Origin of the sequence: Lentiprolixibacter aurantiacus, from assembly GCF_026241225.1 — a bacterium.
GTDB lineage: Bacteria > Bacteroidota > Bacteroidia > Flavobacteriales > Flavobacteriaceae > Lentiprolixibacter > Lentiprolixibacter aurantiacus.
Genome location: NZ_JAPFQP010000002.1, coordinates 376,318 through 394,569, shown reverse-complemented (window position 1 = coordinate 394,569; position 18,252 = coordinate 376,318). Strand labels below are relative to the sequence as shown.

General features: G+C 45.4%; 13 protein-coding genes. 7 read left to right on the top strand and 6 right to left on the bottom strand.

Going from position 1 to position 18,252, the window contains the following annotated elements:
* Positions 1-3: 3 nt before the first annotated feature.
* Positions 4-729 carry a nitroreductase family protein gene (locus OO016_RS08835; RefSeq protein WP_266012577.1) on the bottom strand — a complete coding sequence of 242 codons (726 nt, stop codon included), beginning with the start codon at positions 727-729 and terminating at the stop codon, positions 4-6.
* A gap of 281 nt (positions 730-1,010) precedes the next feature.
* Here OO016_RS08835 and ilvD point away from each other — a divergent pair, with 281 nt between their 5' ends.
* Genes ilvD through OO016_RS08810 form a run of 5 tightly spaced genes read left to right on the top strand, consistent with a single transcriptional unit; the run spans position 1,011 to position 8,151 of the window.
* The gene (gene ilvD / locus OO016_RS08830) at positions 1,011-2,687 is read left to right on the top strand and encodes a dihydroxy-acid dehydratase (protein WP_266012575.1); all 1,677 of its coding nucleotides are present in this window, start codon (positions 1,011-1,013) and stop codon (positions 2,685-2,687) included.
* Positions 2,688-2,738: 51 nt separating this feature from the next.
* The gene (ilvB, locus tag OO016_RS08825) at positions 2,739-4,472 is read left to right on the top strand and encodes a biosynthetic-type acetolactate synthase large subunit (RefSeq protein ID WP_266012573.1); all 1,734 of its coding nucleotides are present in this window, start codon (positions 2,739-2,741) and stop codon (positions 4,470-4,472) included.
* 4 nt (positions 4,473-4,476) lie between these two features.
* On the top strand, positions 4,477-5,004 hold the full coding sequence (ilvN, locus tag OO016_RS08820) for an acetolactate synthase small subunit (RefSeq protein WP_266012571.1): 528 nt from the start codon (positions 4,477-4,479) through the stop codon (positions 5,002-5,004).
* Between the two features lie 27 nt (positions 5,005-5,031).
* Complete coding sequence (ilvC, locus tag OO016_RS08815; RefSeq protein ID WP_266012569.1) at positions 5,032-6,507, top strand: ketol-acid reductoisomerase; 1,476 nt, start codon at positions 5,032-5,034, stop codon at positions 6,505-6,507.
* Between the two features lie 51 nt (positions 6,508-6,558).
* On the top strand, positions 6,559-8,151 hold the full coding sequence (locus OO016_RS08810) for an NADP-dependent glyceraldehyde-3-phosphate dehydrogenase (protein WP_266012567.1): 1,593 nt from the start codon (positions 6,559-6,561) through the stop codon (positions 8,149-8,151).
* A gap of 5 nt (positions 8,152-8,156) precedes the next feature.
* Here OO016_RS08810 and leuB read toward each other — a convergent pair whose 3' ends face one another.
* From leuB to recG, 5 genes are all read right to left on the bottom strand, one after another.
* Complete coding sequence (leuB, locus tag OO016_RS08805; RefSeq protein WP_266012566.1) at positions 8,157-9,212, bottom strand: 3-isopropylmalate dehydrogenase; 1,056 nt, start codon at positions 9,210-9,212, stop codon at positions 8,157-8,159.
* 19 nt (positions 9,213-9,231) lie between these two features.
* Entirely contained in the window at positions 9,232-10,749 is a 1,518-nt protein-coding gene (locus tag OO016_RS08800; RefSeq protein ID WP_266012564.1) for a hydroxymethylglutaryl-CoA lyase-like TIM-barrel protein, read from the bottom strand.
* 51 nt (positions 10,750-10,800) lie between these two features.
* Entirely contained in the window at positions 10,801-11,397 is a 597-nt protein-coding gene (gene leuD, locus OO016_RS08795; protein ID WP_266012561.1) for a 3-isopropylmalate dehydratase small subunit, read from the bottom strand.
* A 10-nt stretch (positions 11,398-11,407) separates the two neighbouring features.
* Complete coding sequence (leuC, locus tag OO016_RS08790; protein ID WP_266012558.1) at positions 11,408-12,817, bottom strand: 3-isopropylmalate dehydratase large subunit; 1,410 nt, start codon at positions 12,815-12,817, stop codon at positions 11,408-11,410.
* Between the two features lie 246 nt (positions 12,818-13,063).
* Entirely contained in the window at positions 13,064-15,169 is a 2,106-nt protein-coding gene (gene recG / locus OO016_RS08785; protein ID WP_266012555.1) for an ATP-dependent DNA helicase RecG, read from the bottom strand.
* A 72-nt stretch (positions 15,170-15,241) separates the two neighbouring features.
* On the opposite strand from recG, the gene OO016_RS08780 reads away from it, so the two are divergent.
* On the top strand, positions 15,242-17,335 hold the full coding sequence (locus OO016_RS08780) for a M1 family metallopeptidase (RefSeq protein ID WP_266012552.1): 2,094 nt from the start codon (positions 15,242-15,244) through the stop codon (positions 17,333-17,335).
* Positions 17,332-18,246: a patatin-like phospholipase family protein gene (locus OO016_RS08775; protein WP_266012549.1), complete on the top strand. Its 915-nt coding sequence runs from the start codon at positions 17,332-17,334 to the stop codon at positions 18,244-18,246. Before OO016_RS08780 ends, OO016_RS08775 begins: the two co-directional genes overlap by 4 nt.
* Positions 18,247-18,252 lie beyond the last annotated feature (6 nt).

Sequence of the window (18,252 nt, the reverse complement as noted above, 5' to 3'; positions counted from 1 at the left end):
TTCTCAGATCTTCTTGTAAACCGTCTCGAAGGGAACTCTGAACCTTCTGCCGTAAACGCCGGACTCATCCCTGATCCCGCAACCAATAAGCATGTTTATTTCCGCTGAAGCAGGCAATCCCAGTATCTTTTTAACCCTGAGGCTGTCAAATCCTTCCATAGGGCAGGTGTCGTAACCTATGGCAGCCATAGATATCATGAAGTTCTGTGCTGCAAGCCCGGCACTTTTATGGGCTACTACACGCATATCAGAGGCCCTGACCTGCCTGTAAACCGGGCGAAACCATCCGACTACATTAAAAAACAGGTAGCGTATCATACCAAGAACCCCCAGAAAATCTGAGTATATGGAAGGCATGAGTTTCTGGTAATAGGATAGGGCAAATTTTTCTCTTTTGCTGTATTCTGATTTGGCTTTATGACCAAAACTATCCCTTAGAAAGGCCAAGTTGGCTTTGGCCCTCTTTCGCCACAGGTCTTTGCGAACTACCATTACAACAAGTTGCTTTGCTGTACGCGCAGCCGGCTGGTTAAAACTGGCTTTGGCTATCTGCCTGCATACTTCCGGGTCAACCACGTGATAGAATTCCCAAAGCTGCAAATTACTGCTTGTAGGGGCCAAAGCAGCGTTCTCCAGGCATTTCCTGACTTTTTCGGTATCAATGGACTCGTCTTTATAAATACGCACCGACCTTCTATAGGCTATGGCATCACTGACCGATTTTTCCATGTTGAATACAATTTTACGGAAAGGTAAGGCTTCTTACAGGAAAAATGATGGCATAGTACATCCTAACTGAATCTATTGAAACCTTTAAGAAAGGGCGTACAGTAATATGAATATGATATAAATAATATACTTAAATATCTGTAAAACAGCAATATAATTGTTTATCCCGGCGCTTGACTTTGTGTATGAATGTCTGAAATCCATTCATAGGATAGTCAAAGAATTATCTTTGAACTAAGCATAGCCCTTCAAAATGGGCATCTCTGAGTACAGGCCACTATATGGAATTAAATAAACACAGCAAAAACGTTACGCAGGATCCTACCCAGCCTGCTGCCCAGGCCATGCTTCATGCAATAGGGCTTACCGATGAAGATCTGAAAAAACCCCTCGTAGGCATCGCCAGTACAGGATACGAGGGTAACCCCTGCAATATGCATCTCAATGATCTGGCACAGCTGGTCAAAAAAGGGACTATTGAGAAAGATCTGGTAGGATTGGTTTTCAACACTATAGGAGTAAGTGATGGTATTTCCATGGGAACTTACGGTATGCGGTATTCCCTTCCTTCCAGGGATATTATTGCCGACTCCATGGAAACTGTAGTTCAGGCAATGAATTATGACGCCCTGGCCACTGTAGTGGGTTGCGATAAGAATATGCCCGGGGCATTGATGGCTATGATCCGTTTGGACCGGCCTTCTATCCTGGTTTATGGAGGTACTATTGCTTCCGGTTGTTTACGCGGTAAAAAACTGGATATCGTTTCAGCTTTTGAAGCCTGGGGTGAAAAGGTAGCGGGTACCATGAACGAAAAGGAGTTCAGGGAGGTAATTGAAAATGCCTGTCCGGGTGCAGGGGCCTGTGGCGGTATGTATACAGCCAATACCATGGCCTCGGCAATTGAAGCCCTGGGAATGGCATTGCCCTATAACTCCTCCAATCCGGCTATTGGAAAAGACAAGGAAGAGGATTGCTTAAATGCCGGCAGGGCCCTGAGGTATTTGCTGGAAAAGGACTTGAAGCCAAGCGATATCATTAATCACAAATCCCTGGAGAATGCAGTGCGCTTTCTAACCCTGATGGGTGGGTCCACTAATGCGGTTCTCCATTTCCTGGCTATTGCCAAGGCGGCAAAAGTAGACTTTACCCTGGACGACTTTCAACGAATAAGTGATTCCACCCCTTTCCTGGCAGATTTAAAACCTAGCGGTCGCTATTTGATGGAGGATGTTCACAGGGTAGGAGGCACACCTGCTGTTATGAAGTTTATGTTAGAACATGGCATGCTTCACGGCGATTGTATGACCGTGACGGGTAAAACCGTTGCTGAAAACCTCGCGGAACTTCCAGGCCTGGCTGAAGGGCAGGATGTGGTTCATCCCCTTGAAAACCCTATTAAAGAAACAGGACATATACGCATATTGTACGGTAACCTTGCAGAAAAAGGAGCCGTTGCCAAGATTACAGGTAAAGAAGGATTAAAATTCACAGGGCCGGCCAAAGTCTTTGAGGATGAGTTTGCCGCCAATAAGGGGATAGGAGCCGGAAAAGTCCAAAAAGGTGATGTGGTGGTCATACGATATGAAGGACCCAAGGGCGGACCCGGTATGCCTGAGATGTTAAAGCCAACGGCTGCAATTATGGGAGCTGGTCTTGGCAAAGATGTGGCCCTGATAACTGATGGTCGTTTCTCCGGAGGCACCCATGGATTTGTGGTAGGACATGTTTCGCCTGAAGCCCAGGAAGGAGGGGCTATTGCCCTGGTTAAAGATGGAGATATTATTACGATAGACGCGGAAAAGAATACCATTTCCGTAGACTTATCAGACGCAGAATTGGATAATCGAAAAAGCCTGTGGCAGAAGCCTCCGCTTAAAGTGAGCAGGGGTAGCCTTTACAAGTATGCCAGGATGGTCTCTTCGGCTTCTGAGGGATGTGTCACGGATGAAATTTAGCAGAAATGCTGCCTGCTGTGAATAAAGACAGGCCAATATTAAAAAGTTTGTATGGAAACTTTGAAGAAAAAACAGGGAGAGCAAAAGGAATCAAAAAGTCTTCGGATAACCGGAGCTGAGGCCTTGATCCATTGCCTCCTGGCGGAAGGGGTTGACCTGATTTACGGGTACCCGGGTGGAGCTATAATGCCGGTTTATGACGAATTGTACAAATTTCAGGACAGGCTTCAGCACGTACTTACCCGACATGAGCAGGGGGCTACCCACGCCGCTCAGGGATATGCCCGTGTTACAGGTAAGGTTGGAGTGGCTGTAGCTACTTCAGGCCCCGGTGCAACCAACCTGGTAACCGGACTTGCCGATGCCCAGATCGATTCAACACCGATGGTGTGCCTTACCGGGCAGGTACCCAGGCATTTACTGGGTTCTGATGCCTTTCAGGAAACCGATATCATAGGTATATCCACACCGGTAACCAAATGGAATTATCAAATTACTAAGGCTGCGGAAATCCCGGAAATAATGGCCAAGGCATTCTATATTGCCAAATCAGGGAGGCCCGGACCCGTCCTTATCGATGTAACCAAGAATGCGCAGTTTGAGGAAATGGATTTTACTTATCAACCCTGCACCCGAATTCGAAGTTATAATGCCGAACCCAAACCGGACTTGTCCGCTATTGAAGCAGCAGCAGAAATAATCAACAATGCTAAGAAACCCTATATCGTTTTTGGTCATGGGGTGATCCTGGGAGAAGCGGAAGATGAGTTAAAGAAACTGGTGGAGAAAGCAGGTATTCCTGCTGCATGGACCATCCTGGGGCTGTCAGCATTACCTACTGACCATCCGCTAAATGTAGGTATGGTGGGTATGCACGGCAATTATGGCCCCAATGTTCTCACTAACGAGTGTGATGTACTTATAGCCATTGGGATGCGATTTGATGACCGTGTTACGGGCAATCTGGATACCTATGCCAAACAGGCCAAGATTATCCATTTTGAAATAGACCCGGCAGAGGTAAACAAAAATGTAAAGGTGGATATTGCCGTTTTGGGCAATTCCAAAAAAACACTCGGATTATTACTGCCACTGATCAGGAAAAACAGCCATGAAGCCTGGAAAAAGGAGTTCGATAAAAAATATGAGGAAGAATTCCAGGCGGTAATTGAAAACGATCTTCATCCCACCAAACCGGGCCTGACCATGGGTGAGGTTGTTGAAGAAATCAATCTGGCTTCCAAGAACAAGGCGGTTATCGTTACTGATGTCGGGCAACATCAGATGATCGCCTGTCGATATGCAAAATTTGATCAAACTAAAAGCAACATCACCTCCGGTGGACTGGGTACTATGGGATTTGCACTACCGGCAGCTATTGGCGCTAAAATGGGTGCCATGGATAGGGAAGTTGTCGCCATTGTTGGAGACGGGGGCTATCAGATGACCATACAGGAACTGGCCACGATTTATCAGAATCAGACCCCGGTTAAAATAGTTGTGTTAAACAATGACCATCTAGGGATGGTGAGGCAATGGCAGGAATTGTTCTTTGAAAGTCGTTATGCCTCAACAGTAATGACCAATCCTGATTTTGTAAAAATAGCAGAAGGCTACTATATCAAGGCCAGTCGAGTAACCGAACGGAAGGACCTAAGGGAGAAGGTGGAGGAGATGATGGCATCCAAAGAACCCTACTTCCTGGAAGTGCGGGTAGAAAAGGAAGACAACGTATTTCCTATGATCCCATCAGGTGCTTCAGTATCCGATATCAGACTAAAATAATAAGATGGAAAAAAAGTGGTTTACAATTTCCGTATACTCGGAAAATAATGTGGGATTGCTTAACCGAATATCCGGTATATTTCTAAAGCGCCACATTAATATAGAAAGCTTAAATGTTTCTAAATCAGAGATAAAGGAAGTTTCTAAATTTACAATTGTTGTCTTTACTACAGAAGACTGGACCCGCAAAATCGTAGCACAGATTGAAAAGCAGATCGAGGTAATCAAAGCCTATTACCATACGGATGAGGAAACCATTTATCAGGAATCTGCCCTTTTTAAAATTGAATCTCATCTCCTTTTTGACGAACCACAGATTCAGAATATCATTGCTGCAAGCAAATCAAAAATAGTAACCGTAAATCGGCAGTTTTTTGTCCTGGCCAAAACCGGACGCAGACATGAAATAGACGATATGCACGACAAGCTGGAGCCCTTTGGGATTTTGCAGTTTGTACGATCGGGCAGGATTACGGTAACCAAGGCGGAAATGCCAATAACCGCCTTGTTGAACAAAATGTATCACGATTAACTTAAACTCAAATAATAAAAGACCATTATGGCCAATTATTTCAATACCCTTTCGCTGAGGGATAAACTTAATCAATTAGGGAAATGTCGCTTCATGGAAGCACAGGAATTTTCGGATGGGGTAAGCGCTCTGAAAGGAAAAAAAATAGTTATTGTAGGATGCGGTGCTCAGGGCCTTAACCAGGGGCTGAATATGCGCGATTCTGGCCTGGATGTCTCTTATACCCTTCGGGAATCTGCCATTAAAGAGAAAAGGCAATCCTACCAGAATGCTACAGAAAATGCCTTTAATGTGGGAACTTACGAAGAACTTATACCTGGCGCAGACCTGGTCATAAACCTTACTCCCGATAAGCAGCATACTTCGGTAATAAAGGCAGTAATGCCCTTGATGAAGCAGGGCGCAACGCTTTCCTATTCTCATGGTTTTAACATTGTGGAGGAAGGAATGAAAATCCGTGAAGACCTTACGGTAATCATGGTGGCTCCAAAGTGCCCCGGTTCAGAAGTGAGGGAAGAGTACAAAAGAGGTTTCGGGGTCCCTACGCTGATTGCCGTACACCCGGATAATGATCCGAGAGGGGTTGGACTGGATCAGGCCAAGGCTTATGCAGTTGCCACCGGAGGGAACCGGGCAGGTGTTCTGGAATCATCCTTCGTGGCAGAGGTTAAGTCAGACCTTATGGGGGAACAAACCATACTTTGCGGTTTACTTCAGACGGGATCCATCCTGTGCTTTGATAAAATGGTTGAAAAAGGAGTGGACCCGGGTTATGCTTCTAAACTCATACAGTACGGTTGGGAAACGGTTACCGAAGGTCTTAAATACGGCGGTATTACCAATATGATGGACAGGCTTTCCAATCCAGCTAAAATAAAGGCATTTGAATTGTCTGAAGAATTAAAAGATATCATGAGGCCTTTGTTCCAAAAGCATATGGACGATATTATGAGTGGTCATTTTTCCAAAACCATGATGGAAGACTGGGCCAATGACGATAAAAACCTGCTTACCTGGCGAGCGGCCACAGGTGAAACGGCATTTGAAAAGACACCCGCCGCAGACGTATCCATATCTGAGCAGGAATACTACGACAACGGAGTTCTTATGGTTGCCTTTGTAAGAGCGGGCGTAGAACTGGCATATGAAGCCATGACCGATTCCGGTATCATAGGGGAATCTGCTTACTACGAATCCCTGCACGAAACCCCCTTGATTGCCAATACAATCGCAAGGAAAAAACTATTTGAAATGAATCGGGTTATTTCAGATACAGCTGAGTATGGCTGCTATTTATTCGACCATGCCTGTAAGCCCCTGCTTGCAGATTTTATGAAAGGAATAGAAACTGACGTCATAGGGGAAACATATGGTGCTAATCGCGATAATAGTGTGGATAATGCCCGTTTGATTGCAGTTAACAAGGCTATAAGAAACCATCCCGTAGAAGTGGTTGGAGACCGACTTCGAGCTTCCATGACGGCCATGAAGCCAATTGTCTAGCCTGGATTAAAGCGCTACCTTTATAGTGCTGTTTAAGAGAACACATACATTATGGAAACTGCAGTTAAACCAATCCCTGAACAATTTCAGATCAGTAAGGTAATTCATCAGAAAGACTATTTGATAAATGGGGAAATAAAGGTTTGGGATGGACCTGTTTCAGACGTCTATTCCACCATATCCAGCACTGAAACCTATGCCCCGACCTTATTGGGAAGCATTCCCACCATGGGTGAGGAAGAAGCCCTTAATGCTTTGGATGCGGGGGTAAAGGCCTATGACCAGGGTAAAGGCGCCTGGCCAACCATGAAGGTGAAGGACCGGATTGAGTGCATGCTGAAGTTCGTTAAAATGATGGAAACCAAGCGGGATGAAGTGGTTAAGCTGCTGATGTGGGAAATAGGAAAATCCCTGCCGGACTCTCAAAAGGAGTTTGACCGTACCGTGGAATACATCTATGACACCATAGAAGAGTATAAGCAGTTAGACCGGGATTCAGCTAAATTCCACAAACACAGCGGAGTACACGCACACATCCGTCGTGGCCCTTTGGGAGTGGTGCTTTGCCTGGGACCCTATAACTATCCGTTAAATGAGACCTTCGCTCTTCTGATCCCGGCCATTATTATGGGGAATACCGCTATTTTCAAGCCGGCCAAACACGGGGTTCTGTTAATTACACCACTCATTGAAGCCTTTCAGAAATGCTTCCCCAAAGGCGTGGTAAATATCCTTTTCGGAAGAGGTCGTGCCATTGCTGGCCCAATAATGAAAACAGGCAAGGTTGATGTACTGGCCCTTATTGGGCATAGTTCCTCGGCAAACGCATTGCAAAACCAGCACCCGAAAAGCAACCGATTAAGGCTGGTTCTGGGGTTGGAAGCCAAGAACCCGGCGATAGTCCTTCCTGATGCAGACCTTGACCTTGCAATATCCGAGTGTTTAAATGGTACACTTTCTTATAACGGTCAGCGCTGTACAGCCTTAAAAGTGGTCTACGTGCACAAGGATATTCTACAGGAGTTCAACAAGCGGTTTTCGGATAGGGTAGATGCCCTTAAATTTGGGAATCCCTGGGAGGAAGGGGTAGACCTGACTCCATTGCCTGAACCGGGAAAACCTGATTACATACAGGAACTCATTGATGACGCCATTGAAAAGGGGGCTAAGATTTTGAATAAAAAAGGCGGGCAGCGTTCTGAAAATTATATCTGGCCAGCGGTAATGTATCCGGTAACCAAGGATATGCGGGTGTATGAAGAAGAGCAGTTTGGCCCAATTATACCGGTGGTTGCATTTGAAGATATTGATGAGCCCCTGGATGATATGGCCGAATCCAATTACGGACAACAGGTAAGCCTGTTTGGTAAGGATGTCTACGCCTTATCTCCGCTTATCGACACACTGGCAAACCTGGTATGCAGGGTAAACCTGAACAGTTCCTGCCAGCGCGGACCTGATGTCTATCCATTTACCGGAAGGAAAGACTCGGCGGTGGCTACACTGAGCGTGCATGATGCATTGCGGTCTTTTTCCATCAGGACCTTCGTTGCCTCAAAGGATACTGAGCTCAACAACGAGATACTGGAGAAGTTGCTGGAAACCAAGCTTTCCAATTTTATCAGTACTGATTACTTACTGTAAACCAATTAAATATTCCGGGCCAGCCAGTCACCAACTTCACTGGTTTTATAGGATTTGCCGCCTTCTGCAAGGTCTTCGGTTACCACACCCTGGGCCAGCGAAGCATTAACTACATCCCGTATCGCCCCGGCTTCCTCTGTTAAGTCCAGGTCTTCGAACATCATGGCGGCAGAAAGCACAGTTGCCAAAGGATTAGCGATGTCTTTGCCGGCGGCCTGTGGATACGATCCGTGAATAGGCTCGTAGAGACCTATAGATTCGCCCAGGGAAGCGGAAGGCATCAAGCCCATTGATCCGGATATTACTGAGGCTTCATCGGTCAGGATGTCCCCAAAAAGGTTTTCTGTGATCAGTACGTCGTAATCATTGGGCCATTGAACCAAACGCATGGCCACAGCATCCACAAATTCATAGGAAACCGTTACCTCCGGATACTCCTTTTCCATTTGCTGCACAGTTTCCCGCCACAACCTCGAGGATTCAAGCACATTTGCCTTATCAACGCAGCAGAGCTTTTTGGATCGTTTCATTGCCAGTTCGAAACCTTTCCTGGCCAGTCTTTTTATTTCTGCCCGGGTATAGGTACAGGTATCATAGGCAGTATCGCCATTATCTTCCCGCCCGCGCTTGCCAAAATAGATGCCTCCTGTAAGTTCCCGAAGGAAAACCAGATCTGTCCCTTCAATTCGCTCCCGTTTAAGGGGCGATTTATCGATCAATGATGGAAATGTAAAGGTGGGTCTTACATTGGCAAATAATCCCAGCTTTTTGCGCATGCGCAGTAAACCCTGTTCAGGCCTTACCTTCGCGGAAGGATCATTGTCGTATTTGGGATCTCCGATAGCGCCAAATAATACGGCATCTGAGGTGCTGCATACCTCATGGGTTTCATCCGGATAAGGATCGCCAACGGCATCAATCGCTGCAGCACCGGTAAGTGCCTTTTTCCAGTGGATCTCATGCTTGTATTTAATGGCTATTGCATCACAAACTTTTACAGCCTGTTCAATTACTTCAGGACCAATTCCGTCGCCCGGGAGGAGTGCAATTGTTAGTTTCATAGGGTGGTATTCAGTAGTATTATATTATGTTTAGCATTTTTTCAGTGGCCTTGATAGCCGAAACGGTCTGATCAGAATCCAGGCCCCTGGTAGCAAAATCACGGCCGTTGCTTTCCCAGGTAATAATGGTTTCGCAAAGAGCGTCAGAGTGGCTTCCCGGAGGAATCCTGACAGCGTAATCAATAAGGTTGGGTAAATGCCTTTTCTTTGCTTTGTAAACTTTCCGCAAAGCATTCATAAAGGCATCGAACTGTCCATCTCCCTGGGCATTTTCTTCCATGGTCTCGCCCTCTATTTCAATGGCCACCGTTGTGGATGGTTTTAAGCCTTTGGAATGGGTGAGTACAAAGGAGCGCACAAACACCTTCTGCTGGAATTTCTCACTGTCCAGAACGTCGGAAATGATGAATGGGAGATCCTCTTTGGTCACTTTTTCTTTTTTGTCGCCCAACTCAATTATCCTTTCCGTAACCCGTTTAATCTCATCGTTATTAAGGGTAAGTCCGAGCTCCTGCAAATTTTTCTGAATATTGGCTTTTCCGGAAGTTTTTCCAAGCGCATACTGTCGCTTCCGTCCAAATCTTTCCGGAAGGAGATCATTAAAGTATAAATTGTTTTTATTATCTCCATCTGCATGAATACCAGCAGTTTGTGTAAATACATTATCTCCAACGATAGGTTTGTTTGGAGGTATGCCAAACCCGGTAAAAGCAGAGACCAGTTTACTCACTTTATACAGCTTCTTTTCGGCTACATTTACTTTTATTTCAGGTAAAAAATCGTTTATAACGGCCACTACACTAGCGAGGGGTGCATTGCCTGCCCGTTCTCCCATTCCATTAACTGTCAGGTGTAAACCATGGCATCCCGCTCTTAGCGCCTCCATGACATTGGCAACACTTAAATCGTAATCATTGTGGCCGTGAAAATCAAAATGACAATCCGGATATTTTGCAATTATCTCGGACAGGAATCTAGCTGTTTCGTTATGAGTAAGCACGCCCAAAGTGTCTGGCAACAAGATGCGTTTGATGGGTTGCCTGCTAAGGAAATCAATGAACTGGAACACATAATCCGGAGAATTGCGCATACCATTACTCCAGTCCTCCAGGTACACATTGGTAGTTATCCCTTTCTTGGCAGCCTGTTGAATTATACTTTCGATATCCTTAAAATGGGCTTCAGGAGTTTTCTTTAGCTGATGGGTAAGGTGGTTCAAGGAACCTTTGGTGAGCAGGTTCTGTACATGGGCTCCGGCTTTTTCCATCCATATCAGAGACTGCCCGTTATCTACAAAGGTCAGTACTTCAACCTTGTGCAGGTAGCCCTGTTCCTTCGCCCAGGAGGTTATCTGTCGGACAGATTCAAACTCTCCTTCTGAAACCCTTGCCGATGCAATTTCGATGCGGTCTACCTTGAGTTCATCCAACAGTAATTTGGCAAGGGTCAGCTTTTCCGAGGCTGAAAATGATACGCCGGACGACTGTTCCCCGTCCCTCAGCGTGGTGTCCATTATTTCAACCCTTCTTTTCTTCATTTTCTCTCTTATTAACAGGAAATCCGGATTATCACCCCCCCCAGATGACGGCTAAAGTGGCGTGTTCTCGGCGAAGCCCTTTATTTTTTCCTTTAGGTTGAGCAGATAATCGATATCGTCGAAACCGTTCAGGAGGTTTTCTTTTTTGTATCCATTTATAGCAAAGGACTCTTTTTCACCTGTTGAACCAATAGTGATAGTTTGTTCAGGTAGGTTTACTTCGAACTCTGTATTTGGATTTGCTTCAATTGCGCTGAAAATCTTCTGGAGATATTCTGGGCTTACCTGTACAGGCAATACACCAACATTGAGGCAATTGTTCCGGAATATATCGGCAAAGAAACTGGAAACGACACAGCGAAAGCCATAATCGTAAACGGCCCAGGCAGCATGTTCCCGTGAAGAACCAGACCCAAAGTTTTTCCCTCCAACCAGAATCTTACCGGAATAGATAGGATTATTGAGTACAAAATGCTCTTTAGGGGTATTATCGGGGTTATACCGCCAGTCTCGAAACAGGTTATCCCCAAACCCTTTTCGTTCGGTAGCCTTTAAGAAACGGGCCGGGATTATCTGATCTGTATCCACATTTTCAATAGGTAGTGGAACTGCCTTGCTTTTCAGGATATTGAATTTATCGTATGCCATTGCTCGTGTCTTATGCGGTTTGTGTTTGGAGTAATTCTCTGGGGTCAGTTACTTTTCCAGTGACTGCCGCTGCTGCGGCTACTAGAGGACTGGCCAGCAGGGTTCTCGCCCCTGGACCCTGTCGACCTTCAAAATTTCTGTTGGAAGTGCTTACGGCGTATTTACCGGCAGGAATCTTATCGTCGTTCATGGCAAGGCAGGCAGAACATCCGGGTTCCCTTAATTGAAAACCAGCCTCCTCAAGAATATCAAGAATTCCTTCTTTGGCAATCGCTTCTTCAACCTTGTGTGATCCGGGAACAAGCCATGCAGTAACATGTTCGGCTTTCTTTCGCCCTTTGACCAAACTGGCAAATGCCCTGAAATCTTCGATTCTGCCGTTGGTACAGCTACCCAGGAAAACGAAGTCGATTTTTTTTCCAAGCATGTCTTCACCTTCGTTGAAATCCATATAGGCCAGCGACTTCTTATAAGTAGCAACACCGCCTTCCACGTCATCAGCCGCCGGAATGCCCTTGGATATGCCAACACCCATTCCAGGGTTAGTTCCATAGGTAATCATGGGCTCAATGTCTGCCCCCTGGAATTCAATTTCTTTGTCGAAAACAGCATTTTCATCGGTCCTGAGGGTTTGCCAGTACTTCATTGCTTTCTCCCAGGCTTCTCCTTTAGGAGCAAACTCCCTGCCTTTGATATAATCGAAGGTCTTATCATCAGGGGCGATCATTCCTCCCCGGGCTCCCATCTCTATACTGAGGTTGCAAACCGTCATCCTCCCTTCCATGCTCATATTGCGGAATACCTCTCCGGCATATTCCACAAAGTAACCCGTGGCCCCGGAAGTAGAAAGCCTTGAAATGATATAGAGGGCAACATCCTTAGGTGTAACGGCCGGATTAAGTTGGCCGTTAATGGTTATCCGCATACTTTTTGGTTTAGGCTGCATAATGCACTGTGAAGCCAGAACCATTTCCACTTCGGACGTTCCAATTCCAAATGCAATTGCCCCAAAAGCACCGTGGGTAGATGTATGTGAGTCGCCACAGACTATTGTAGCTCCAGGCAATGTTATTCCATTCTCGGGACCAATCACATGGACAATCCCGTTTTTTTCATGACCGAGCCCCCAGTAGGGAATCCCATGTTCTCCCGCGTTCTCTTCAAGGGCCTGTAGCTGCTTTGCAGAAAGGGGATCCTGAACGGGTAGATGTTGATTAAGGGTAGGGGTGTTGTGATCTGCCGTAGCAAAGGTACGCTCCGGATAAAGTACTTTGATATTGCGATTTTTAAGCCCAAGAAAGGCTACCGGGCTGGTCACCTCATGTACCAGATGGCGGTCTATAAAAAGTACATCCGGGCCATCCTCAACTTTCTGTACCACGTGGGAATCCCATACTTTGTCGAATAATGTATCACTCATATTGACGGTTCCGATTTTTGTCTAAAAATTTCAAACATTCAAAAATAGCCATACACAATAGGGCAGGCCAAAAAAAGCCAGTTGAAATTACGATGTTCAAGCCTTACATAGCCTATGTAAACATCACATAATCAAATTAATACAATGCTAATGAACAAAGTTCAATTGAACGTTTATCCCGTATGGTAAACAGCTTATCCTGAGATCAGCACACTTTAATGAGGTCTAATTGGTTCAACCGGACGACTAGCTGATATAATTCCAAATTTCCTTGTGTGCTTTGAGTCGGGCGTAAGTGGCCTTAACCGCCCGGTTCTTTTCAAGTTTCAATTCCGGGTCTTCCCTCAGAACAGCCTGCGCATAGAAACGGGCCGTCTTAAGGATATCCCTGTCCCGAACTACATCTGCAATCCTGAGGTTCAATACACCGCTTTGCTGGGTTCCCATAAGATCACCAGGTCCGCGCAACCGAAGGTCAACTTCTGCTATTTCGAATCCATCATTGGTCCGCACCATGGTTTGTATACGCGTTTGTGCGTCATTGGATAGTTTGGATCCAGTGATCAGGATACAGTAACTCTGTTCTGCACCACGCCCCACACGTCCCCTTAATTGATGTAATTGAGACAAACCGAACCTTTCTGCGCTTTCGATAATCATTACCGAGGCATTTGGAATATTTACACCTACCTCAATTACGGTTGTGGCTACCATGATCTGGGTTTCCCCTTTCACAAAGCGCTGCATTTCATAATCCTTGTCTTCGGCTTTCATCCTGCCGTGAACAATGGAAATCTGATAATCTGGCATTGGGAAGTCCCGGGAGATGCTTTCATATCCGTCCATCAAATCCTTGTAATCCAGGGCTTCTGACTCCTTGATCAGTGGATAAACCACATAGACCTGTCGCCCTTTCCTGATTTCATCGCGAATGAAACGAAAAACTTTGAGTCTGTTTTGGTCATATCGGTGTACCGTCTTAACGGGTTTTCTGCCCGGGGGCAATTCATCGATTACTGAAATATCCAGGTCTCCATACAGGCTCATGGCTAAGGTGCGGGGGATTGGGGTAGCAGTCATTACCAGGATATGTGGTGGGATCACATTTTTGTGCCACATCTTGGATCGTTGCGCTACTCCAAACCTGTGTTGCTCATCAATAATCGCCAGTCCCAGATTCTGGAAAACCACCTTTTCTTCAAGAACCGCGTGTGTGCCAACAAGGATATGCAGCTTACCTGATTCAAGATCCTGGTGAATTTGGGTACGATCCTTCTTTTTAACCGAACCGGTGAGTAAGGACACATTTACATCCATGGAACCCAGCAAAGATTTTAAACTCTGGTAATGCTGAATCGCCAGGATTTCTGTTGGGGCCATCATGCAGGCCTGATAGCCATTATCCATAGCCAGAAGCATAGACATCAGGGCCACAATGGTCTTTCCAGATCCTACATCGCCCTGTAGCAGGCGGTTCATTTGTGCCTGACTCCCAAGGTCTGCACGTATCTCCTTGAGAACCCGTTTTTGGGCTTTTGTAAGCTCAAAAGGGAGGTGGTGCTCATAAAATTCATTGAAATATGTGCCTACCTGTTCAAAAGGAAACCCTTTGATCTTTTTCTTCCTGCTAATCTTTTTGGTAAGCAATTGCAGTTGAATGTAAAATAACTCTTCAAACTTGAGTCGGAACTCTGCCCTGGCCAGAAATTCCTGATTTTTGGGGAAGTGTATGTTGTAGAGGGCCTCGCTTTTTGGTAGCAACCGCAACTCATCACAGAGATAGGGTGGGAGCGTCTCCGGGAATTTGCTCCCCGTTTCCATAAAAAGCTGTTGTATACATTTGCTGATTACCCTGTTGGTTACCCCTTTGTTCGATAGTTTTTCCGTGGAAGGGTAGATAGGCTGCATGGCTATGCGAACCCCCTGCTTGTGTTCCTCCCAGAGCTCCATCTCAGGGTGCGGCATGGAGAATTTACCATTGAACCAGTTGGTTCGCCCGAAGATTACATAGGGTGTATTCAGTTTGAGGTTTTCCCGAATCCATTTCTGACTCCTGAACCATACTAATTCCATGGAACCGGTTTCATCAATAAATGAGGCCACCAACCGACTCCCCTTTTTTTGTTTTATCAGCTCTATATGGGTGATTTTCCCTACGATTTGCACTTCTGCCGGGGTTCGCTGCAACTCACTGATTTTATAGTAGCGCGTTTTGTCAATATATCGGTTGGGGAAAAGCTGGAGCAGATCCTGATAGGTGTGAATGCCAAGTTCCGATTTGAGTAGATCAGCCCTGTTGGGACCAACACCTTTCAAATAGGTTACCGGAGCTTGTAGGCTGCTGCTCATCATGCAACTAAAATACTAGTTACAGAATTGAAGTGCAACGATCCAAAATGCTAAATTTGAAAGAGAAAGTACTTCATGTATAAAAAGTTAATAACTTCTCTTGCCTTCCTGCTAATAGGAGTTCAGCTAATAAGTCAGACCAACTGGCCTTATGATTTTATTAAGGGATCTATAGAGGTGAAAATTGATCCCTTCAAAGAGGAGATTCGAGGTAAGGTAAGGTATAAATTAACTGCCCTGGACCACCTTGATTCTCTCTATCTGGATGCCAGGGATATGGAACTTAACACAGTGCGCCTGAATGGTAAAGAAGTTGCGTATAAATATGATGGAAAGAAGATTGTTGTCGGCAAAAGCCTAGGGAGGGGTAAGCGCTACCGCCTGGAAATTTCATACCGTACTCAACCAGCGCAGGCCGTCTATTTCCTTGGGTGGCAGGATAGTATCCCACGGAATGAACAAGTCTGGACACAAGGCCAGGGTAAATACACAAGCAATTGGGTGCCTGCCCCAGATGATATGAATGAAAAGATCATAATTGATTTGGCTATAAGTTTTGATAAGGGTTATGAGGTAATTGCCAATGGCAGGCTACGCAATGCCAGGACTGCCAGAAGTCAAAAAATATGGAAGTATAAAATGGACCGGCCCATGAGCAGTTACCTGCTCGCCTTTGCTATTGGGGATTACGTTTCTTCAACCAGCAGTAGTCGTAGTGGCATACCGATCTTCCTATATTCCTACAGGAAAGACCATCAAAAAAGTGAACCTACCTATCGTTACTCTGAGGAGATATTCAACTTTCTGGAATCGGAAATTGGGGTCCCCTATCCCTGGCAAAACTACAAGCAGGTTCCTGTGCGCGATTTTTTGTACGCTGGCATGGAGAATACTGGCCTTACGATTTATTCTGATGGATATGTTGTCGATTCTACCGCTTTCAGGGATTTGAACTATGTAAATGTAAATGCACACGAACTGGCACACCAATGGTTTGGTAATATGGTAACCGAAACGGATGCAGGCCAGCACTGGCTGCATGAAGGGCTAGCTACCTATTATGCCTACCTTTCAGAAAAGCAAATTTTTGGGGAAGATTACTTTTACTGGAAACTCTGGGATACGGCTCAACAATTAAAACAACAGGATGCCAGGGGACAAGGCGAAGCACTCACAGATCCAAAAGCAGGCAGCCTTACATTTTATGAAAAAGGGGCCTGGGCAGCTTTGATGCTTAATGAAGCTGTGGGCAAAGAGATATTCCGAAAGAGTATCAGGGAGTTTCTGGAGGAATACGCATTTAATAATGCCACCCTGTCCCAGTTCTTTACAGTTTTTGAAGAGCAATGCCGGTGCAGCCTGGAAGATTTCCGCAAAACCTGGTTTGATTCCGCCACTTTTCCGTATAAACAAGCTGAGGATCATCTCAGGAAAAAAAGCCCTTCAGTTGGATCGTTCCTGAAATTGCAGCAGGAACTAATGGTTCGTCCGGAAACCAATGAGGATATTGTACAGGAATATTGGAATGATATAGATGACCCTGAACTGAAAGGCAGAATCATAAAGGGTTATTCAACCTCCTTGTCCGAACACTTCCTCAAAAATGTAGCCAGGGAAGACCTTTTAAAAGTCAATCAGGCAGTTGCGGTTAGCCTTCCCAGTGTAACACCTGAAATGCAGACTACTTTTGAATCCTTTTTGGAAACCCCGAGTTATATCACCAGGGAGAATGCACTCTATAAATTATGGATAAGTTTTCCGGATAAGCGGAAGCAATATCTCAATGCTACCAGTGGTGTTTTCGGATTACCCAACAGGAGTTTTCGTTTAACATGGCTGCTGTTATCGTTGCTAACACCGGATTATGGAACGCCTGAAACCAAAGCTAATTGGGAAAAAGAGCTAAGGGGTTATACTGCAAATTACAACGGTTTTGAGGTGAGACAAACTGCTTTTGTTGTTATTCACGATGTGCTGGGGCTGAATGACCAGAATTTGAAAGATTTGGCACAGGCCTGCGTACATCATGTCTGGCAGTTTCGAAATTTTGCCCGAAATTTAATGGAAGAACTATTACGGGACGAGGTCTATAGACATCGCGTACAAGGCATGCTCAGCGAATTGGGGCAAAAGGAGCGGGTCTATCTAAATAAAAGCCTGGGATCATGAGAGCACTGGTAATTTCTGGAGGAGGTAGCAAAGGAGCTTTTGCCGGAGGAGTTGCGCAATATCTTATGGAAGGCCTGGGCTATAATTATGATCTGTATTTGGGCACTTCTACCGGAAGTCTCTTAATCTCTCATCTGGCCCTGAAGAAAATTGAGAAGATCAAGGGGGTATACACCTCAGTTAACCAGGATAAGATTTTTAGCAACTGCCCGTTTCTGATCCAGAACAAACATGGTGTGGCCAACATTGCCATCAACCACTGGAATGTACTCAAGAACTTTTACAGAGGCAGTAAGACCTTTGGAGAAAGTTACAACCTCCTCAACCTTATCCGGGAGACCTTTACCCCGGAAGAGTTCCATAAACTCAGATCCGGTTCGAAAGAGATTGTCGTTACAGTTTCCAATCTTTCGCTTAACACCGTTGAATACAAATCGATTCGCGATTTCTCCTATGAGGACTTTTGCGAATGGATTTGGATATCCTGCAACTATACGCCTTTTATGAGCCTGGTTCGCAAGGAGGGATGTGAATATGCCGATGGCGGCCTTGGAAGTATGGTGCCTATTGAAGAAGCTATTAAAAGAGGGGCAACCGTGGTTGATGCTATTATCCTTCATACAGAAATCACACATGTCAACCGGCTGCCATCCAAGAATGCCTTTTCGCTTTTGACCAGTATGTTTGGGTTTATGCTGGATCGAATAGAAAGGCAGAATATTCGTATCGGGAAATTTGTAGCAAACAACCACAATACCATTATTAATTTCTATTACACCCCGTCTGTATTAACTACAAACTCACTGATATTCGACAAGGAGAAGATGACTGAATGGTGGCATAGCGGTTATCAGTTTGCCAAAAAGAAAAACCAGGAAATCAGTGAAATTGAACCTGAGCAACAAGAGTAAAACCCC

Excerpts from the sequence above, each read along its gene's own strand:
- OO016_RS08835 (WP_266012577.1), bottom strand. The coding sequence starts at position 729 with ATGGAAAAATCGGTCAGTGATGCCATAGCCTATAGAAGGTCGGTGCGT.
- ilvD (WP_266012575.1), top strand. The coding sequence starts at position 1,011 with ATGGAATTAAATAAACACAGCAAAAACGTTACGCAGGATCCTACCCAG.
- ilvB (WP_266012573.1), top strand. The coding sequence starts at position 2,739 with ATGGAAACTTTGAAGAAAAAACAGGGAGAGCAAAAGGAATCAAAAAGT.
- ilvN (WP_266012571.1), top strand. The coding sequence starts at position 4,477 with ATGGAAAAAAAGTGGTTTACAATTTCCGTATACTCGGAAAATAATGTG.
- ilvC (WP_266012569.1), top strand. The coding sequence starts at position 5,032 with ATGGCCAATTATTTCAATACCCTTTCGCTGAGGGATAAACTTAATCAA.
- OO016_RS08810 (WP_266012567.1), top strand. The coding sequence starts at position 6,559 with ATGGAAACTGCAGTTAAACCAATCCCTGAACAATTTCAGATCAGTAAG.
- leuB (WP_266012566.1), bottom strand. The coding sequence starts at position 9,212 with ATGAAACTAACAATTGCACTCCTCCCGGGCGACGGAATTGGTCCTGAA.
- OO016_RS08800 (WP_266012564.1), bottom strand. The coding sequence starts at position 10,749 with ATGAAGAAAAGAAGGGTTGAAATAATGGACACCACGCTGAGGGACGGG.
- leuD (WP_266012561.1), bottom strand. The coding sequence starts at position 11,397 with ATGGCATACGATAAATTCAATATCCTGAAAAGCAAGGCAGTTCCACTA.
- leuC (WP_266012558.1), bottom strand. The coding sequence starts at position 12,817 with ATGAGTGATACATTATTCGACAAAGTATGGGATTCCCACGTGGTACAG.
- recG (WP_266012555.1), bottom strand. The coding sequence starts at position 15,169 with ATGATGAGCAGCAGCCTACAAGCTCCGGTAACCTATTTGAAAGGTGTT.
- OO016_RS08780 (WP_266012552.1), top strand. The coding sequence starts at position 15,242 with ATGTATAAAAAGTTAATAACTTCTCTTGCCTTCCTGCTAATAGGAGTT.
- OO016_RS08775 (WP_266012549.1), top strand. The coding sequence starts at position 17,332 with ATGAGAGCACTGGTAATTTCTGGAGGAGGTAGCAAAGGAGCTTTTGCC.